18 protein-coding genes and 1 riboswitch are annotated in these 16,842 nt (G+C 36.7%); of the genes, 8 read left to right on the forward strand and 10 right to left on the reverse strand.

Annotated elements, in window-relative coordinates:
* Window positions 1-2: 2 nt before the first annotated feature.
* The 7 genes from ASG21_RS13750 to ASG21_RS13780 all read right to left on the reverse strand — a co-directional run bounded on the left by ASG21_RS13750 (window position 3) and on the right by ASG21_RS13780 (window position 7,469).
* Entirely contained in the window at window positions 3-2,159 is a 2,157-nt protein-coding gene (locus ASG21_RS13750; RefSeq protein ID WP_199767880.1) for a peptidase domain-containing ABC transporter, read from the reverse strand.
* 6 nt (window positions 2,160-2,165) lie between these two features.
* A complete protein-coding gene (locus ASG21_RS13755; RefSeq protein ID WP_056081200.1) occupies window positions 2,166-3,173 on the reverse strand; it encodes an MvdC/MvdD family ATP grasp protein in 1,008 nt (335 codons plus the stop codon).
* Window positions 3,163-4,122 (reverse strand): MvdC/MvdD family ATP grasp protein, encoded by a 960-nt coding sequence (locus ASG21_RS13760; RefSeq protein ID WP_056081204.1) that lies wholly within the window; start codon window positions 4,120-4,122, stop codon window positions 3,163-3,165. The genes ASG21_RS13755 and ASG21_RS13760 overlap by 11 nt, the downstream gene beginning before the upstream one ends.
* An 84-nt stretch (window positions 4,123-4,206) precedes the next feature.
* A complete protein-coding gene (locus ASG21_RS13765; RefSeq protein WP_056081207.1) occupies window positions 4,207-4,401 on the reverse strand; it encodes a microviridin/marinostatin family tricyclic proteinase inhibitor in 195 nt (64 codons plus the stop codon).
* 116 nt (window positions 4,402-4,517) lie between these two features.
* On the reverse strand, window positions 4,518-5,303 hold the full coding sequence (locus tag ASG21_RS13770; protein ID WP_056081210.1) for an alpha/beta fold hydrolase: 786 nt from the start codon (window positions 5,301-5,303) through the stop codon (window positions 4,518-4,520).
* A gap of 83 nt (window positions 5,304-5,386) precedes the next feature.
* The gene (locus tag ASG21_RS13775; protein WP_056081213.1) at window positions 5,387-6,106 is read right to left on the reverse strand and encodes a pyridoxine 5'-phosphate synthase; all 720 of its coding nucleotides are present in this window, start codon (window positions 6,104-6,106) and stop codon (window positions 5,387-5,389) included.
* Window positions 6,107-6,203: 97 nt separating this feature from the next.
* Window positions 6,204-7,469, reverse strand: coding sequence for a mechanosensitive ion channel domain-containing protein (locus ASG21_RS13780; RefSeq protein WP_056081216.1), 1,266 nt, complete (start codon window positions 7,467-7,469; stop codon window positions 6,204-6,206).
* A gap of 169 nt (window positions 7,470-7,638) precedes the next feature.
* Here ASG21_RS13780 and ASG21_RS13785 point away from each other — a divergent pair, with 169 nt between their 5' ends.
* The 3 genes from ASG21_RS13785 to ASG21_RS13795 all read left to right on the forward strand — a co-directional run bounded on the left by ASG21_RS13785 (window position 7,639) and on the right by ASG21_RS13795 (window position 9,872).
* Window positions 7,639-8,814, forward strand: a complete 1,176-nt coding sequence (locus ASG21_RS13785; RefSeq protein WP_056081219.1) for a carboxypeptidase-like regulatory domain-containing protein — start codon at window positions 7,639-7,641, stop codon at window positions 8,812-8,814.
* Window positions 8,815-8,882: 68 nt separating this feature from the next.
* The gene (locus ASG21_RS13790; RefSeq protein ID WP_056081222.1) at window positions 8,883-9,374 is read left to right on the forward strand and encodes a DUF456 domain-containing protein; all 492 of its coding nucleotides are present in this window, start codon (window positions 8,883-8,885) and stop codon (window positions 9,372-9,374) included.
* 3 nt (window positions 9,375-9,377) lie between these two features.
* On the forward strand, window positions 9,378-9,872 hold the full coding sequence (locus ASG21_RS13795) for a hypothetical protein (protein ID WP_056081224.1): 495 nt from the start codon (window positions 9,378-9,380) through the stop codon (window positions 9,870-9,872).
* Here ASG21_RS13795 and ASG21_RS13800 read toward each other — a convergent pair.
* Window positions 9,859-10,500, reverse strand: coding sequence for a uracil-DNA glycosylase (locus ASG21_RS13800; RefSeq protein WP_056081227.1), 642 nt, complete (start codon window positions 10,498-10,500; stop codon window positions 9,859-9,861). The genes ASG21_RS13795 and ASG21_RS13800 overlap by 14 nt on opposite strands.
* A gap of 63 nt (window positions 10,501-10,563) precedes the next feature.
* Window positions 10,564-11,070, reverse strand: a complete 507-nt coding sequence (locus tag ASG21_RS13805) for a GNAT family N-acetyltransferase (protein WP_056081230.1) — start codon at window positions 11,068-11,070, stop codon at window positions 10,564-10,566.
* Window positions 11,071-11,196: 126 nt separating this feature from the next.
* Here ASG21_RS13805 and ASG21_RS13810 point away from each other — a divergent pair, with 126 nt between their 5' ends.
* Window positions 11,197-13,344 carry a DNA mismatch repair protein MutS gene (locus ASG21_RS13810; RefSeq protein WP_056081233.1) on the forward strand — a complete coding sequence of 716 codons (2,148 nt, stop codon included), beginning with the start codon at window positions 11,197-11,199 and terminating at the stop codon, window positions 13,342-13,344.
* Window positions 13,345-13,349: 5 nt separating this feature from the next.
* Window positions 13,350-13,838, forward strand: a complete 489-nt coding sequence (locus ASG21_RS13815; protein WP_056081234.1) for a YcxB family protein — start codon at window positions 13,350-13,352, stop codon at window positions 13,836-13,838.
* Between the two features lie 36 nt (window positions 13,839-13,874).
* On the opposite strand, the gene ASG21_RS13820 is transcribed toward ASG21_RS13815, so the two are convergent.
* Window positions 13,875-14,495, reverse strand: coding sequence for a T9SS type A sorting domain-containing protein (locus ASG21_RS13820; RefSeq protein WP_056081237.1), 621 nt, complete (start codon window positions 14,493-14,495; stop codon window positions 13,875-13,877).
* Between the two features lie 107 nt (window positions 14,496-14,602).
* Between ASG21_RS13820 and ASG21_RS20245 the strand changes: the two genes are divergently transcribed.
* From ASG21_RS20245 to ASG21_RS13835, 3 genes are read left to right on the forward strand one after another with little or no spacing between them, the layout of a single operon-like run.
* Window positions 14,603-14,881: a hypothetical protein gene (locus tag ASG21_RS20245; RefSeq protein WP_056081240.1), complete on the forward strand. Its 279-nt coding sequence runs from the start codon at window positions 14,603-14,605 to the stop codon at window positions 14,879-14,881.
* The gene (locus tag ASG21_RS13830; protein ID WP_056081244.1) at window positions 14,878-15,537 is read left to right on the forward strand and encodes an ATP-binding cassette domain-containing protein; all 660 of its coding nucleotides are present in this window, start codon (window positions 14,878-14,880) and stop codon (window positions 15,535-15,537) included. The genes ASG21_RS20245 and ASG21_RS13830 overlap by 4 nt, the downstream gene beginning before the upstream one ends.
* A 30-nt stretch (window positions 15,538-15,567) precedes the next feature.
* Window positions 15,568-16,362 (forward strand): hypothetical protein, encoded by a 795-nt coding sequence (locus ASG21_RS13835; protein WP_056081247.1) that lies wholly within the window; start codon window positions 15,568-15,570, stop codon window positions 16,360-16,362.
* A gap of 262 nt (window positions 16,363-16,624) precedes the next feature.
* A riboswitch (cobalamin riboswitch) is annotated at window positions 16,625-16,804 on the forward strand.
* The last annotated feature ends 38 nt before the right edge of the window (window positions 16,805-16,842 follow it).

Genomic DNA, 16,842 nt, shown 5'->3' on the forward strand with positions numbered 1-16,842 from the left:
AACTATATTCCTACTTGATTGTTGACTAAGTTATGATAATATTTTTTACGGTTCAAAAGTCCCTGATGATTTCCGCTTTCTACAAATTCGCCGTTGTGAAGTACCAGAATCTGATCTGCATTTTTGATGGTACTCAGACGGTGTGCGATGATGACGACCGTCCGTCCTTTGAAAAACTCAAAAAGATTCTCCATAATTTCTTTCTCATTTCGGGAATCGAGTGCGCTTGTGGCCTCATCCAAAAGAAAAATATCAGGATTTCTGTAGACAGAGCGGGCAATTAAAATACGCTGCTTCTGCCCTGTGCTCAAGTTTATTCCGTCGTTTCCCACCAAAGTATCCAGACCCTGAGGATACTTCTGTACAAATTTCTGCAAATTTGCAACTTTTACAGCATAAGTCAGCAGGTTTTCATCAATATTATTACTTTTCAGCGTGATGTTTTTGCGGATCGTGTCTGAGAAGATAAAGCCTTCCTGCATTACTGTTCCGGTAGTTTCACGCCAGTCAGCAAGAGGAATTTCAGATAGACTTTGGTTACCGTAAGTGATCATTCCTTGATCAGGCTCATAAAACCTCAGCAAAAGTTTAAATAATGTTGTCTTTCCGCTACCACTTTCGCCGACAATGGCCGTGATTTTGCCTTTCGGAATTTTTACGTTTAAATTTTTTAAAATCTGAAAATCACCAAATCCAAAATCTACATTTTCGAGAACGAGGTCTTCATTCTTAAGTGTTTGGCGGCTTTCTTCCAAAGTATTTTCTACAGGTTTTGTGTGTACTTCGGCTATCCTTTCCAGACTTAATTTGGCATCCTGTGTGATTTGAATAACGTATAACAGCTGATCAAAAGGCGAATTCATCTGACCCACAATAAAACTGATTGCAAGCATCATCCCGAGCGTCAGATCTCCGTCGATCACAGCGTAGGCAGAAAATCCGGTGATCAGAATATTTTTAAGCTGAGAGATAAAACCCGACCCAATCATCTGATACTGTGAAAGTTTCAGTGCTTTTTTGTTCCGCTCAAAGAGTTCTTGCTGTACATCTTCCCATTTTGCCTGCTGAAAATTTTCAGACTGATTGATTTTAATCTCAGCCATTCCCAAAACAATTTCATTTAAAATATTCTGATTCTGACTGTTGAGAATGAATTCTTTCTGGTCTAAAACTTTTCTTTTATTTAAAAAAATGAAAATCCAGACAACCGATAAGAAGCTGAATGTAAAAAATAAAATCAGGATAATGAGATTGTAAGTTCCGAGCACAACCGAGAAAACCAGAAGATTGATAAATGAAAAAAGTATTGCCAAAGTATTGGTTGACAGAAACGAACTTATTCTCTGATGGTCTAAAATGCGCTGCTGAATGTCTCCTACTCTTTTCGACTCAAAATACGCCACCGGCAGACGGATCAGTTTGCCAATAAAATCGCTGATGAGTCTGATATTGACTTTGGTATTGACTTTGAGCATAATCCAGCTCCGGATCAGATCCATAAAACTGTTTCCCAGAAAGAGCACAATCTGGGCGCCTACAATCATTAAAACAAGATTTTTATCTTTAAATTTAATGGCTTTATCAACCAAATTCTGTGTGAGAAACGGAAAAATAAGTGTGATCACACTCGTAATCACCAAAGTAAGAAGCAAAAAAATAAGAGCTTTGCGTTGATGCTTTAAATATTTAAAAAGAAACTTAAATCCGTTGACAGAATGGTCTTCTTTTTTCTGAAAAAAAGCTTCGGTCGTTTCAAACAGAAGCGCTTTTCCCGTACTGTTTTCCTGAAGCCAGCTTTCTTTAAATTCTTCTTCACTAAGTTCAAGTCTGCCATATTCAGGATCGGCTAACGTAATTTTCCCTGATTTTTCCTGAGGAACAAGCACAACAAAATGATCGTTTTTCCAGTGAAGAATGCAGGGTTTGGGTGCTTCAGACATCAGTTTTTCGAAGCTGATTTCGACTGCCAAAGTTTCCAGATGCAATTCCTGTGATGCGGCAATAAGATCATGAAAACTCACGCCCGTTCTCGACTGAAACGTAATCAGCCGGAGGTATTCGGAGGAAAACTTTTTACCGAAATACTGAGTAATTATCCTGAGACAGGTTGGTCCGCAGTCCATCGAATCCAGCTGTCTATAGTAGGTAATTTTTGCCACGTCAATTTAGATTAGAACTGTATTGTCTCGTCTTTGCGCTTTTTCACACAGCAAATCGGCAATGCTTTTTGAGATCAGATTATCTTCGGTTAAATTATCTAGCCAGAAAAACTCGCCGGCAGCATTGATTTCTATGAAATAATATTCATCTTCAGGCGACACAATGATATCAATGGCTCCGTAATCAACATTGTACACATCGAGCAATCTGATGATTTTATTTTCGATTTCGGATGGAAGATCAGTCTGAACCCATTTCTGTAAAAGATTGACGCCATCCTTCCGCCAGTCCACTTTCGCATCTTCAGACTGTTGAGAATCAATTTCAAAAGTGTAAATATCCTGACCTACAACCGTTACCCGGAGTTCTTTTTTCTTGTCTATTTTCTTCTGAAACTGCATCGGACAGTATATCAGTCCATCCAGTTCCTCTAAATTATCTTCATTAATAAGATTGGTAAAAACCACGTTTTCCACACCATCTTCGTAGATCGCGAAACCAGTTTGCATCTTGGTGATCACCTCTTTGTTTTCGGCAATAAATGCTCTGGCTTCGTCAGGATTATTCGTGATGCAGGTTTCAGGAATTTTAAAACCAATTTTAGAAGCTATTTTCAACTGTTCTTCTTTGCTGTCCAGTCTTCTGTAAACACTCGGTTTCCCGAGAGAATAGCAATCCAGAGATTCCAGAAATCCGAAAAGTGTATTTCTGATTTCGCCCATGGCAGCGCCGAAAAATTTACCTTCAAGTTCCTCTTTCAGTCCATTTCCGATATTGTAGGCACGTCTGTACCAAACGGTGGCGATGTCATCAAGACGGAATTCTCCATCAGCATTTTCCAGAAAGCTTTCCCAGTTTCCATTTTGGTAGCCTGTGCTGAGTTTATTGTGTAAAGGATAAAGGTCAACATCAAAACGGATCACCTCGAAACCGTTTGCTTCGATATTTTCTGTCACTTTATCGATTGAGAAATTATCTTCGGTATGGGTTATAATTAAAATTTTATTCTTCATGGTCTTCTATTCTTTTTAAAAGATGATCGGCGATTCTTTCGGCAATAGGAAATCCCAGTTCTTTCTGCAGCATTCCCCACTCTCCCTGTGGATTGACTTCGAGAAAATAATACGCTCCATCTGTACTTTTGATCATATCGATGGCACCAAAATACAGACCCATCTCTTTCATCATCGAATTGAGATTCATTTCGATCTCCTGAGGAAGCTGATCACCAGACCAGAAATAATTTTCCTGAGTAACACGCCAGTCGGTATTTTCACTGTTGTTGATTTTCCCTGCAAAAAACTCACCATCAAGATACACAATTCTGAGTTCATACTCTTTTTCAATATACGGCTGGAAAATCATCGGACTGTAAATGACATCTGAAAGATTTTCAATATTCGACTGATCAATGATCACTGTGGAAACCATATTTTCTCCACTCATGTTTTTAGACAAAACTCCATGCAGCTTGGCAACAGCTTTACCATTGCATTTTTCATTCAAAAAATTTCGAATTTGAACTTCATCGTTCGAGAAAAGCGTATCAGGAATCTTTAACCCATTTTTTTCTGCTATACTAAGCTGAAGCATTTTGTTGGCATCAATCTTTTTTTCGTTTTCTAAAGGATTGATCCACGGAAGATGTTCCAAAAGACTGAAAAGGTTGGTTTTGAGTGTTTCATATTCATTGATAAAAATACCGCTGAAACCTTCATCAAGATCTTCCGGCGGCTTTACCCTCCATGCTTTGCGGTGCCAGACTGCTTTTATGTCTTTTGAATATATAGTATTCCCGTTAAGATCAGTAATGGTAAAAGAATGCGGACTCACGTTAATCTTCTGACTGTGATTAAGCTGATCAGAATTCAGCCTGTAAAAAGAAATATTCTTTGAAGATAAATAATCAAAGAACATATCAACCGTGTAAAAATCCTGAGAATGGGTAATGCAGAGAATCATGATAGCCCGTTATAAAAAGAGGAAACTTAGCGGTAAGTTTCCTCAAATATCAATTTGTAAATATGAATAATATTGGAACGGCTTTTATACCGTAGATTCGTCACCGTCTGAAGGATACTTCATTGTCTGTTGAGTATCGTAAGCAGGTTTAGTAACGCCGTCGCGAAGAGGACTTGTTGATCCAACGCTGCTGCTGCCACCTTTCACCTCTTTAGGATCTTTAATCTGATTTTCTAAAAATGAAGCAAAGAACGGTTTTTTTAACTTTTTCTTTTCCATAACACATTTTTTTTATTGATTTGATAGAACTAAGTTACAAAAAATTTATATCAGGAAATAAAAAATATTGAGTTTATGAAAAATTTAACCTTTCAATTGAAAACATTTAACAGTCATTAAATTCCAAGAAATTCTTTAACTACCTTACTGAATTCCATAGGATTATCCGCCTGAACCCAATGTGCAGCGTTGCTTACCTTTACGATTTCAGCTTTTGGAAACTGCTGTCTGATGGCAAAGCTATCCTGAGGTAAAATGTAATTCGATTTTTCACCTGCAATAAACAATGTTTCGCCCTCAAAAACTCCGAATTTGATAGCATTTGAGACAAACTGATTGTATTTTTCTGAGAGTGTTTTAAGATTAAATCTCCAGTTGAGCTTTTTAGTGTCTCCATTTTCTTCCCAATAAAGATTTTTAGCAAGAAACTGAATCGTTGATTTTTCAGGAATATATTCTGTTAAGACTTTTTCAACCTCTCCTCTTGATTTTACCTCATCAAAATTGACAGTTTCCAAGGCTTTAATGATGCCTTGGTGGTGCGGCGGATAGGCTTTTGGAGCAATATCTACGACGATTAACTTTTCAACCTTTTCAGGATAATTCAATGCAAACTGCATTACGGCTTTTCCACCTAAAGAATGTCCTAAAACGTGGGCTTTTTCTATCCCGTGATGACTCATGTAATTAGCGATGTCGTTTGCTAAATCATCATGTGACATTTCATCGGAATGAAAACTCCGGCCGTGATTTCTGAGGTCAATTAAATGAACCGGCAAAAATTCGCCCAGTTCTTTCCCGAAGCTTCCCCAGTTATCAAGCATTCCAAACAAACCATGAAATACTAAAAGTGGTGTTGACGAAAGGTTTTCGCCGAATATTTTTGAATGAAGAATTTCCATATATTTTTTTTTAAATGATGGATGTTTGATGTTGGATGCTGGATGTCAGAAACTACATTGTTTAAATCCTGGCTTCCGACATATTACCACTTCGCCAATCTTTTCAGATAAGCCTGAACCGTATTTTCCATGCCCATATACAAGGCTTCTGAAACCAAAGCATGTCCGATGGAAACTTCCAGCAAATTCGGAATGCTATCTGCAAAATATTTTAAATTGTCTAAGCTTAAATCGTGGCCGGCATTGATTCCCAAACCGAATTCATTGGCAACAACCGCGGTATCGTAATAAGGTTTGATTGCCGCTTCTTTATTTTTTACATAATCTTTAGCGTAAGCTTCGGTGTACAGCTCGATTCTGTCAGCGCCAGTTTTAAAAGCATATTCTACCAATTCAGGTGTTGGATCCAGAAAAACAGAAGTTCTGATTCCAGCATTTTTAAATTCACCAATAATTTCAGTCAGAAAATCAAGATGCTTTTTCGTATCCCAGCCCGCATTGGATGTGATGGCGTCATCAGCGTCAGGAACCAGAGTAACCTGTTCAGGTTTCACTTCCAAAACCATATCGATAAAATCTCTGTGCGGATTTCCTTCAATATTAAATTCGGTATGAACCAATGGTTTCAGGTCATAGACATCTTTTCTGGTGATGTGTCTCTCATCCGGTCTTGGATGAATGGTAATTCCGTGAGCACCAAATTCCTGAATTTTCACTGCAGCTTCTGTTACGCTTGGTGTTTCTCCACCTCTTGCGTTTCTGATGGTTGCAATTTTATTAATGTTTACACTTAGTTTTGTCATATTGTTGTTGGATGATGAATGTTGGAAGCGGGATGTTATTGCTTCTTGAGTTCATCATTTTATTATATTTATTTATATCTAAACTTAAAATTCATACTTATTTTGGCAATCCAATCTGCATAATCTGAAGATCAAATTCCTTTGAGGCAACCAAAAGATGATCGAAAATATCTGCCTGTATCTGTTCAAATTTCACCCATTTGGAATCATTCGCAAAGCAGTAGACTTCCATCGGCAAGCCTTGTGTAGTGATCTCTAACTGGCGAACCATAATCGGGCTTTCTTTATCTATTTCGGGATCATTTTCCAGATATTTCTGAGCGTAATATCTGAAGACTCCGATGTTGGTCAACTGTCTCCCGTTAATGATTTTATCTTTGTGATCGATTGTTTCTTTTTCAAGATTGATTTCCGAAATTTTATCTTTTAAATAATCTGAAATAAGATTAATGTCTTTTAGTTTTTCAATCTCTTCATTACTCAAAAATTTAAATGAATTGATATTAAAAACAATCGACTTTTTAATTCTCCGCGTATTCGATTCAGACATCACCTGCAGGTTTTTGATCTCCGTAGTAAGTAAATCATAGGTTGGAATTGAGGAAATAGTTTTATCAAAATTAGAAATCTTTGTGGTCAGCAAACTGATGTCTAAAATATTTCCTTCAATATTGTATTTCGGAACTCCGATCCAGTCGCCCACCTTCAGACTTTTTGAGGTGGCAACATGAATTCCTGTCACAAAACCTAAAATGGTATCTCTGAAAACCAGTACAAGTACTGCCGTTATCGCTCCTAAACTACCTACAATTGTAGTTCCTTTGATCCCGAAGACTACACAGATGCTTACAATAGTGAAGATAAAAATTCCAAGAATTTTCACAGTTTCGGAAATAGCATTGATGGCCATCACTTTATAAAAATCCTGTTTAATGGTAAAATAACTCCTGAAACCAGTCAAAGACCGGTACAACATTCCTGCAAGAATCAGCACCAAACCCAAGTTGACAGATCTGTGAATAAAAATACTTGTTTTGGGAAGTGCTCCGACAAAAATGGCCTCATGAAGAGATCCTACAGTTGCCAACGCAATAAAATGAGCAAGAGAATTGGTGATTCTGGACTGATAAACTGATTTTAAGATCGGGAATTTATTCTCGTTTCGGAAAAATCTGAAAGTATAGTTGATGATAATTTTAAAAATAAAATCAAGCAAGAGAAAAACACCAACCAGTAACGCAATTTTAAATGCGATAAGAAATACAATATCAAAACCCGACGGTGCAACCTTACTGATATAAATGTAAAGCTGCTCACTCAGTTCCTGAAAAAAACTTTTGGTATCTTTTATTTCATCTTTCATTGCATACAAAACTACGAATTTTAAAAAATCTTTTAATGCCTTTCAATAAAGGAAAAATTACCAGCGATTAGATTATTTTATTGGAATTATTTTAAACAAAACAAATATTTCATGAATTATCCGTAATAAATTTTTAATTTAGCTACACTAATCCATAAAACTTTAACAAATGAAAAAATTCAACTTATTATTCATTTTAATCCTTATTCTGTCGCTTGGTTCCTGCCGTTCAGATTCTGAAACAGCTGAAACTCCAACAGCAATCACCGTGCAAAACGGAAAAGTAAAAGGAAAAATCACTTCGCAGAATGGCTCAAAATCGATTGGCGGCGCTTCTGTTTTCACTTTTGACGCTCAGTACAAAATTTATCACACAACATCAGATTCAGAAGGAAATTTCACACTTGAAGCTCCGGAAGGTAATCACACCATTTACATTCAGACCGGAAACGGAAGCAACTTCCGAACACAGGCTACGGCAAATATCAAAGCCAATGAAACTGTAAACCTTGAGCTGACGCAAACCAAATTGACTCAGGTTGCAAAAATAGCTTACGTAAAAGGAACTTACGATAAGATCGAGGACATCATCCAGACCTTAGGCTACACCGCTACAGAGATTACCAATGCAGATCTGGCTAATTTGAACACTCTTGCTCAGTACGACATCGTATTTCTGAATTGCGGATCGAGAAAATTTTCTCAGTTTGCCAATCTTTATCCGGTAATTGAAAACAACCTTGCCGTTTTTGTTGCGAATGGCGGCAGTATTTATGCATCAGACTGGGACGTTGCTTATTTGGTAGGCGGAAATGACAATACCAACAACTGCAATCTTGCCGGAGGATTTATCCCTGATTCTAAATTGTGTTCGAAAAACATCGGTTCTTCAGGAATTGTTCCGGGGACAGTAAGCAATGCGCCTTTGGCAACGGCTTTAGGCTTCAACACCCTGAATCTTGATTTCGATCTGGGTGCATGGCAGAAAATCACCAGTTATGACCCAGCTTATTGGGAAGTTTTGGTTAAAGAAACTGCTACTAACGATCCTCTGATGATCAGAACCAATCAGTTTACAGACAATACTTTACCAAATATTCCGGTTGGAAATGCTCCGACTTTAAACTTTGTAACGGTGTGCATCACGCTTTCTACGAATGTTCAGATCAGTATTTCTGTACCACAGGTTGCTGTTCCCGCTTTGGTGGCATTGGGTGCAACTTTAGGGTCATGTTCAGGTGCAGGAAACAGCGGTTATATTTATTATACAGCCTTCCACAATCACGCTTCAGGAAATATCGGAAATGCTGCCGGAATTCTTCAGTATGTGATTTTAAATCTTTAAAAATCGGCTTGGAAATTGATACATAAAAGTGGCCTGAAAAGGTCACTTTTTTTATTAAAAAATAATTTATGGAATACGCTTTAATTGTTTTGCTCAGCATCGTTCTGCTGATTTTAGGTATTATAGGAACAATTCTTCCCGTCCTGCCCGGACTTGTCTTAAGTCTTGCCGGACTGCTTATCTACAAATATGGTGCAGATGCAGACCTGTCTATGATTTACATTTGGGCATTTGTGATTCTGACTTTGGCTTCAGTCATTTTAAATTATGCTATCCCTGCAAAAGCCACCAAAAAATATGGTGGAACGCGCTGGGGAAGCATAGGTTCGGTGATTGGGACCATCGTAGGAATGTTTATTCCAATTCCGCTGGGATTCCTGGTGGGAATGTTTGCCGGAGTTTTCATTGGTGAACTTTTACACGACAGCAAAGACATGAAAAAAGCCTTGAAATCTACAAAAGGAGCCTTTATCGGATTTCTTTACGGTACAGGATTCAGTTTTGTAGTTGGTGTGGCAATGTTTTTAGTTGTAGTTTTGGATCTTACAAATGTTATTTAAAAAATGTATTACAAATCAATTATTCTAAGTCTTGGATTTTTAAGTTTAATCAACTGCAAAACTCAAAAAGTAAAAAACGATGACATCAAAGTTCAGGTTGCAGAAAATGGCGATGTGAAAACAACTACCAAAGAAGGTGAAATCATCTATTTTAAGGAAGGCGAAAATAAATTTCTGAAGGACTACCAAATGAATGTGACATTCAAAGGAATTTCTGAAGACAGCCGCTGCCCGAAAGATGTGCAGTGCATTTGGAGCGGAGTTGCCGTTGCACAGGTTGAAGTGATATCAACCACTTCCCGACCGATGACTTTGCAAATTTCAAGTATCGAAAATAAAGGTAGAAATTATCACAAATCAGCTGACTTCAATGGTTATACGATCTCTCTTGCAGATATAAGTCCATATCCTGAGTCATCTAATTCTAAGTCGATGAAAGGAAATTATAAAATTGGAATTATCATTATAAAGGCCGGAGAATATACTACCACGAGATAGGTTTTTTCCCTTTTGAAACCAGATACTCATTGATTTTAGAGAAAGGTTTGCTTCCGTAAAAACCTCTGTAAACAGAAAATGGCGAAGGATGCGCAGACTTGATAATAAAATGCTTAGCCGGATTGATTAATTCGGCTTTTTTCTGTGCAAAAGCGCCCCACAATACAAAAACAACATTCTCTTTTTTATCTGAAATTTCTTTGATAATATAATTTGTAAAGGTTTCCCAGCCCAAATCTTTGTGAGAGTTTGGCGAATGGGCACGAACGGTCAGTGTTGCATTGAGCATTAAAACACCCTGTTTTCCCCAGTCATCAAGTTCTTTTGAGCTTCTGTCGATTCCCAGATCATCTTTTAACTCTGTGAAAATATTTTTAAGTGAAGGCGGCGCAGCAACCTGTTCTGAAACCGAAAAGCACAAACCATTCGCCTGAAAATCATTATGATAAGGATCCTGACCCAAAATTACCACTTCCACATCATCAAAAGGCGTTATTTCCAAAGCTCTGAAGATTTGCTTTTTGGGCGGGAAAACTTTTGTGGTGGCGTATTCCTGTTTTACTTTTTCCCAGAGTTGTTCGAAGTAGGGAGTGTTTTTTATCGGGGCTAGAATTTCGGTCCAGGTCATGATGTCAATTTGAAAATTTGAGAATGATTTAATTTGAAAATTAGAATTGCAATTCAAATACCATTATCCTTGTTTGATGCTGAAAACCAAATTATCCGGAAAACCTTCATCTTCTCTTCCATCTTCCAAAATGAATCCACTTTTCAAAAGAAGACTTTTAGAGTTCTCATTGAACTTATTGGTCATTGCAACGATTTCCTGTAAATGTACATAGGTAAAACCAAAATCTACAACTGCTTTTAACGCTTCAGACATAAATCCCTGATGATGAAACTCGGGCAACAGTTCGTAGCCAACTTCTGCCGTTTTTCGGTCTTCTGTAAAATTATACAGACAGATTGTCCCAACTAAATTCTGTTGATTTTTAAGCGAAATTCCAAAGTAAAAAGATTCATTATTCACCGTTCGTTCCTTGATCATCAAAATAAACTGCAATGCATCATAATTATTTTTGGGTGTATTTCTTACCACATATTTGTTGGTAATTTCATTGCTGCGGATCTTCAGAATATCCTCAACATAAGTTTCGTCGATAGGTTTTAAAATTAGTCTTTCGGTTTCAAGTTTCATAAGCCAAATTTAACTAAATGATTTGAAAGTTGAAGTTTAAGATTTGTAATACATTTTCAAATTCTCAAATTAACACATTTTCAAATTCTCAAATTATTTCATTTTCAAATTAATTATCTTTGCAATGTGTATATAGATAAAGAAGATTTAGACGAACTGGAGTTTCCGCAACTGCTCGCGGAGATTGCACCTTTTGCATATTCCCATAAAACGAGAGAAAAAATTCTTGAGCTCCGTCCGATGAAAATTGACGAAGCTGAAATTTCATTAAAAAAAACCTCAGAATACCTTTCAAGTTTTGAAAGTTCAAATGCGATTCCGTTTGATGAATATGAAGATATTGAGAATGAACTGAAACTGATGCTGATCGAAAATTACCGTTTAGAAAACGTTGCTTTCATCAAAATAAAAACCCTCACAGAACAGATTGGAAAACTGCAGAAGTTTTTCCCCACAATGCCGGAAACTTTTCCGAATTTAATTCACGATGTTTCTGAGCTGGAGTTTAAAAAAGAAATTATTGATAAAGTTGATAAGGTTTTCAACCGGTTTGGCGAAGTAAAAAGTGAAGCTTCCCCAATTTTAAAAGTGTTGAGAACGGAAATTCAGCATGCTAAAAAAGCGATAACTGAAAATTTCAACAGAGCTCTGTTTAATTACGGACAGAGTGAATTTCTGGATGACATCAGAGAAACGATCATAGATGATATGAGAGTTTTGGCAGTGAAATCTGCGTATAAAAAAAGAGTTGTCGGAAGAGTTTTAGGACTTTCGAAAACAGGCTCTATTACTTACATGCAGCCGGATTCTGTGGTGAAACATTACTTTAAACTCAAAGAAAGCGAGGAAGAAGAGAAAAAGGAAATAGATAAAATTCTGAGAAAACTGACTGCGGAACTGGCGGAATTTCAGCCTCAGCTTTGGAGATACCAAATGTATATTTTTGATCTTGATCTCACTCGGGCCAAATCGAAGTTTGCAGAATTAATCAACGGAGTTTTACCGAAAATCAACCGTCACAAAACGTTGAAATTAAGAGATGCATTCCATCCCTTACTGTTTTTGAGAAATAAGATTGAAAATAAAACCATTTATCCTCAGACTTTAGCATTAACGGAACACAACAGAATCATCTGTATTTCCGGACCGAATGCAGGAGGAAAATCAATCACCCTGAAAACCGTCGGATTGCTTCAACTGATGATTCAGAGCGGAATTCTGGTGCCGACGCATCCGAAATCTGAAATGTTTTTCTTTGATAAAATCATGACGGATATCGGCGACAATCAGTCCATTGAAAATCATCTTTCAACCTATTCATCAAGACTTAAAAAGATGGGTGGAATTATCCGGGAAGCTGATGGTGAAACACTTTTGCTGATCGATGAATTTGGTACAGGTTCCGATCCCGAACTGGGTGGTGCTCTGGCAGAAAGTTTCCTTGAATTTTTCTACGATAAAAAGAGTTTCGCCATTATCACAACGCACTACACCAACATCAAACTGGTCGTGGAACAGCTTCCGAACGCTCAGAACGCAGCGATGCTTTTCAACGAAGAAACTTTGGAACCGATGTACAAACTGGAAGTGGGTTCGGCCGGAAGTTCGTTTACATTTGAGGTTGCAGAAAAGAACAAAATTCCAAGATTCATCATTCATTCTGCAAAGAAAAAAGTGGAGCATGATATCGTTAATTTAGATAAAACCATCGTCAAGCTTCAGCAGGAAAAATATGAAGTTGAAAAGCTGAAAACCGACCTTGCCGAAAGAAAAGAATCAGTGGAAGATAAGCGGGACAATCTTCAGAAACTGAATGAACAGCTGCAGCAAAAACTCTTCAATTTCCAGAAATTATATGAGGATGAGCACCGCAAACTTCAGTTTGGAAGCAAGATTGAAGGCTTTATCGACGGCTATGTAAAAGGCAGATCGAGGAAGGATGTGGTGAAAGATTTTGTAAAGATTCTCGAACAGGAAAAATTCAGAAAAATTGGAGCCGATAAGGATGAAAGCAAACGGCTACAAGTGGTGAAAAGAAAAATCACGCAACAGCTTAAGAAAGAAGAAGTGATCGAAAAAATCACTGAAACCAACGAAAAAATAGAAGAAAAACGCAAATCGGATCGTGAACTGTGGATGAAAGTAGGACAGCGCGTAAGAATTACGGGAAGCACGAGTGTGGGAACGATTGAAAAAATATCAAGGAATAAAGTGACCGTAAATTACGGAACTTTCAAGACTTTGATTAATGCGGATGAGCTGGAAAGGATTTAATTTAAATGACGGTAAAAACGCATATCAGTTTTAAGGATTTTCTGAATTTTAATATTAAAAATTCGTTGCCGAGGATCATTATTTTTTCTTTGGTTTTACTTCTGTTTTTTGTATTAAATTTTTATAATTCTGAAAATGGTTCTAATGAAATCTATAAATATGTTCTGATCTGGTTTCCTGCGATTGTAATTTTCATTTTTATCCGATCCTATCTGAGTCTTAAAAACGCATTTTATTCTAATCTCAAGATTCAGGAGGAAATTATTTACACTTTTACTGCTGAAAAAGTTCAGACAAGAGGTGAAACTTTCGAAAGTGATTTTGCGTGGAGTACGGTTTACAAAGTCAGAGAAGACAGAAATTGGTTTCTGATTTATCAAACTAAGACGGTCATGAATATGATTCCAAAGAAATACTTTTCTGAAAATGAAGTGTCGGAACTGAGAACTTTGATCAGAAACAGCGGCGTTACAGCAAAGCTTTTGAAAAATTAGACAAAAAAAGGGGAATTTAAAAAACTGCTCTTTTTTTTATTTTTTAATGAATTTTGCTTTCACATTATTGATTTTTATAAAGTAAATTCCTTTTTCCAAATCCTTAATATTGATGAACGACTGAGTCGTTTTTCCTGATTTTATAATTTGCCCGGAGTTTGAATAGATAATGTAGTTTTCTTCAACAGAAATTCCTCTGACGAAAATATTTTCTGTGGCGGGATTTGGGTAGATTACAAAGGATTGATTTTTCTGAACTTCGTTCAAAGAAAGACTGCAACTGCCATTAGATAATGTTGTGAAAGATAACGGCGCTGTCCATGTTCCTATACTCAGACACACTTTTGCGACCTGAACTTCATACAAGGTACAGGGGAGCAACACCGAAAAAGTGTAACTTCCTGAACTGCCACTTTGTATGGGAGAAGCTAACCAGGCAGCAGACCCAACTGGGCGTATTCTCAGAATATAATCGGATGTATTAGGATCCAAAGTCCAACTTATACTCACAGAAGTTTGCGTGATATTTGTAATCTGAACATTTACCGGAGCCAATGTATCACAGAAAAAAACAGATTTAAAATCTCCAGCAGTTTTGCTTTGAAATATTGCGACCTGCAGTAAAGTAAATACAAAAAGAAGTAGTTTTTTTATCATACTTAATAGTTTTATGTGTTTAAAAGTAGAATTAAATTTTCACAATTAAAACAATGCGACAAAAAAAATCTCTAAATATGGATAAATATTTTTCTTAATCTTCAGATATGCAGATCAATATAAAGATTCTCTGGATTTTTTACAGAAAAATTCTCATTCCGGCGGTTTTATTTTCACTTTTAACTACATTGCCTCAAGGTTTAAATTTCAAAAATTTCAGTTTGGGATTTTTATTTATTTTTCCGTTGATGCATTATTTTATTTATGAATTAAGACTGAAAAACGAATATCTCTTTTATGCAAACTTTGGTTTTTCCAGACGTCAGTTATGGATTTTAACATTGATTTTCGCGGTAAGTTTAAAACTGATTGCCACTTTTATATGAGCAGACTCCATATCGACAGCATTACAAAATCTTTTGGTGAAAAAGAAATTTTAAAAGACATCTATTTAGGTCTCGATACCGGGAAAATTACCGGACTTTTGGGTAGAAACGGTTCTGGAAAATCTACTCTGTTTCAAATAATTTTTGGAAGTTTAAAAAGCGAAACCCAGTATATTAAATTTAACGAAACTATTTTACAGAAACAGTCTGACAGAAAAAACAGAATCGCTTACCTGCCACAACACTCATTCCTGCCGAAAAATGTAAAAATAAAAAGTCTGATTAAATTGTTTTGCGACAAAGAAGATGCCCAAAAATTATCTGATTTAAATTTAATTCATCCTTTTTTAAATGAAATTCCAAAAGCACTTTCAGGAGGAGAATTGAGACTTGTTGAAGTAATGCTTATCATCTGTTCAAAGGCAGAATTTATTTTGCTGGATGAGCCTTTCCACAGCCTTTCACCAAAAATCATAACCGAAGTAAAAGCAATGATAAAAAAGCAGATCAAAAAAGGATTTCTGATTTCGGATCATCAGTATCAGGATGTTTTGGAGATTTCGGATGAAAATTTCCTGCTTTCTGAAGGTAATTTAAGTTTAATTAAAGATTTAACAGAATTGCAAAGGCTTAATTATCTCCCGAAAAATATTTAATTTATATCTTTGAGCTAAATATTCTTTCAAATGACTTTCATCAACAAAGCAGTTTTATCTTTATTCAGTATATTTTCTTTGAGTCTAATCGATGCGCAAAACAAAATTCCGTTTGGAGTGGTAAAAGCACAGGAAGGTTATGCGATGGTGCGTGTACACAAGGAAGATTACCGCAAGATTGTTGATAAGATCAGAATGAAAAAAGGGGATGTTTTCGTTTACGTAAAACCCGCTCCGGGAGAAACCGAATGGATCTGGATTAAATATGCTGAAAAAACTGACGACGAAAAGCCATTCGTGAGGTACGACAGCCTGACCAAAGAAGGTATGGTGAACAAAGACCGTGTCGCTTTCATCGATCAACTTCCGAAATTCACACCGTCAAAATCTAAAAACGGAAGATCTTACACGTTTACGGACAATTCCAATGAAAAACTTCCGACTGCACAACGTACGAAAGTAGTGATCGACATCTACCCTTCCAACGCCAGTTTTAAAAGACAGGAAAAAGATGCTGACGGAAACATCATTAAAATCGACAAAGCAAAACCTTGGGGCATCGGAAAAACCCTGCCTGAAGGACTTACAGAGGTAAAATCCATCCGTGTGCAGCAGCCGGGAAGAGGAACTGTTTTCGTTCGTGATGCTATCAAAAATTTATTTGACCCAACCACCGACTTTGAAAATATAGGTGTTACGGCAATGGATGCCGATCATATTTACATTTATATGATCAACGGCTCAGGTGAAAACCGTTACACTACTTTTTGGACAGTGAAGGAAGGAAAAGTAATCAGTCAGATTATTTACAGCAATCCTGAATAATTTTTGGAATTTTAAAACATTAAGATCATGAATTGGTTAAGCTTTTAATGATCTATAAATTGATTTAAGCAGACAGTACAGGTTCAAAATTAAATTTCAACCGTCCACCTTAATGTTTTACCTCGGTAAACCTTAAAAAATATGAAGTCGTTTGTCCTTAACAGCTTAATCTATCTTAATGGTTCAAATTTTCTACAAAACATATTCATTCCTAATTTAATCAAACTTTATTTGTACTTTTGCCGGCGGAAAATCACCTAGAATGATCTTCCGGGAAACTGGTTTTGCTTAACCGCAAATGAAAAGGGAACCGTGTGAAAATCACGGACTGTCGCGCAACTGTAAGTAACCGGAGTCTTTATAAAAAACCACTGTGCACAGTGCATGGGAAGGAATAAAGATGTTACAAGTCAGGAGACCTGCCTGTTTCTTCAAACAAAAAACTTTCGCGATCTGAAGTTTATTGACCAAATGTTATTT

It is taken from the genome of Chryseobacterium sp. Leaf394, assembly GCF_001424105.1.
Taxonomy (GTDB): Bacteria; Bacteroidota; Bacteroidia; order Flavobacteriales; family Weeksellaceae; genus Chryseobacterium.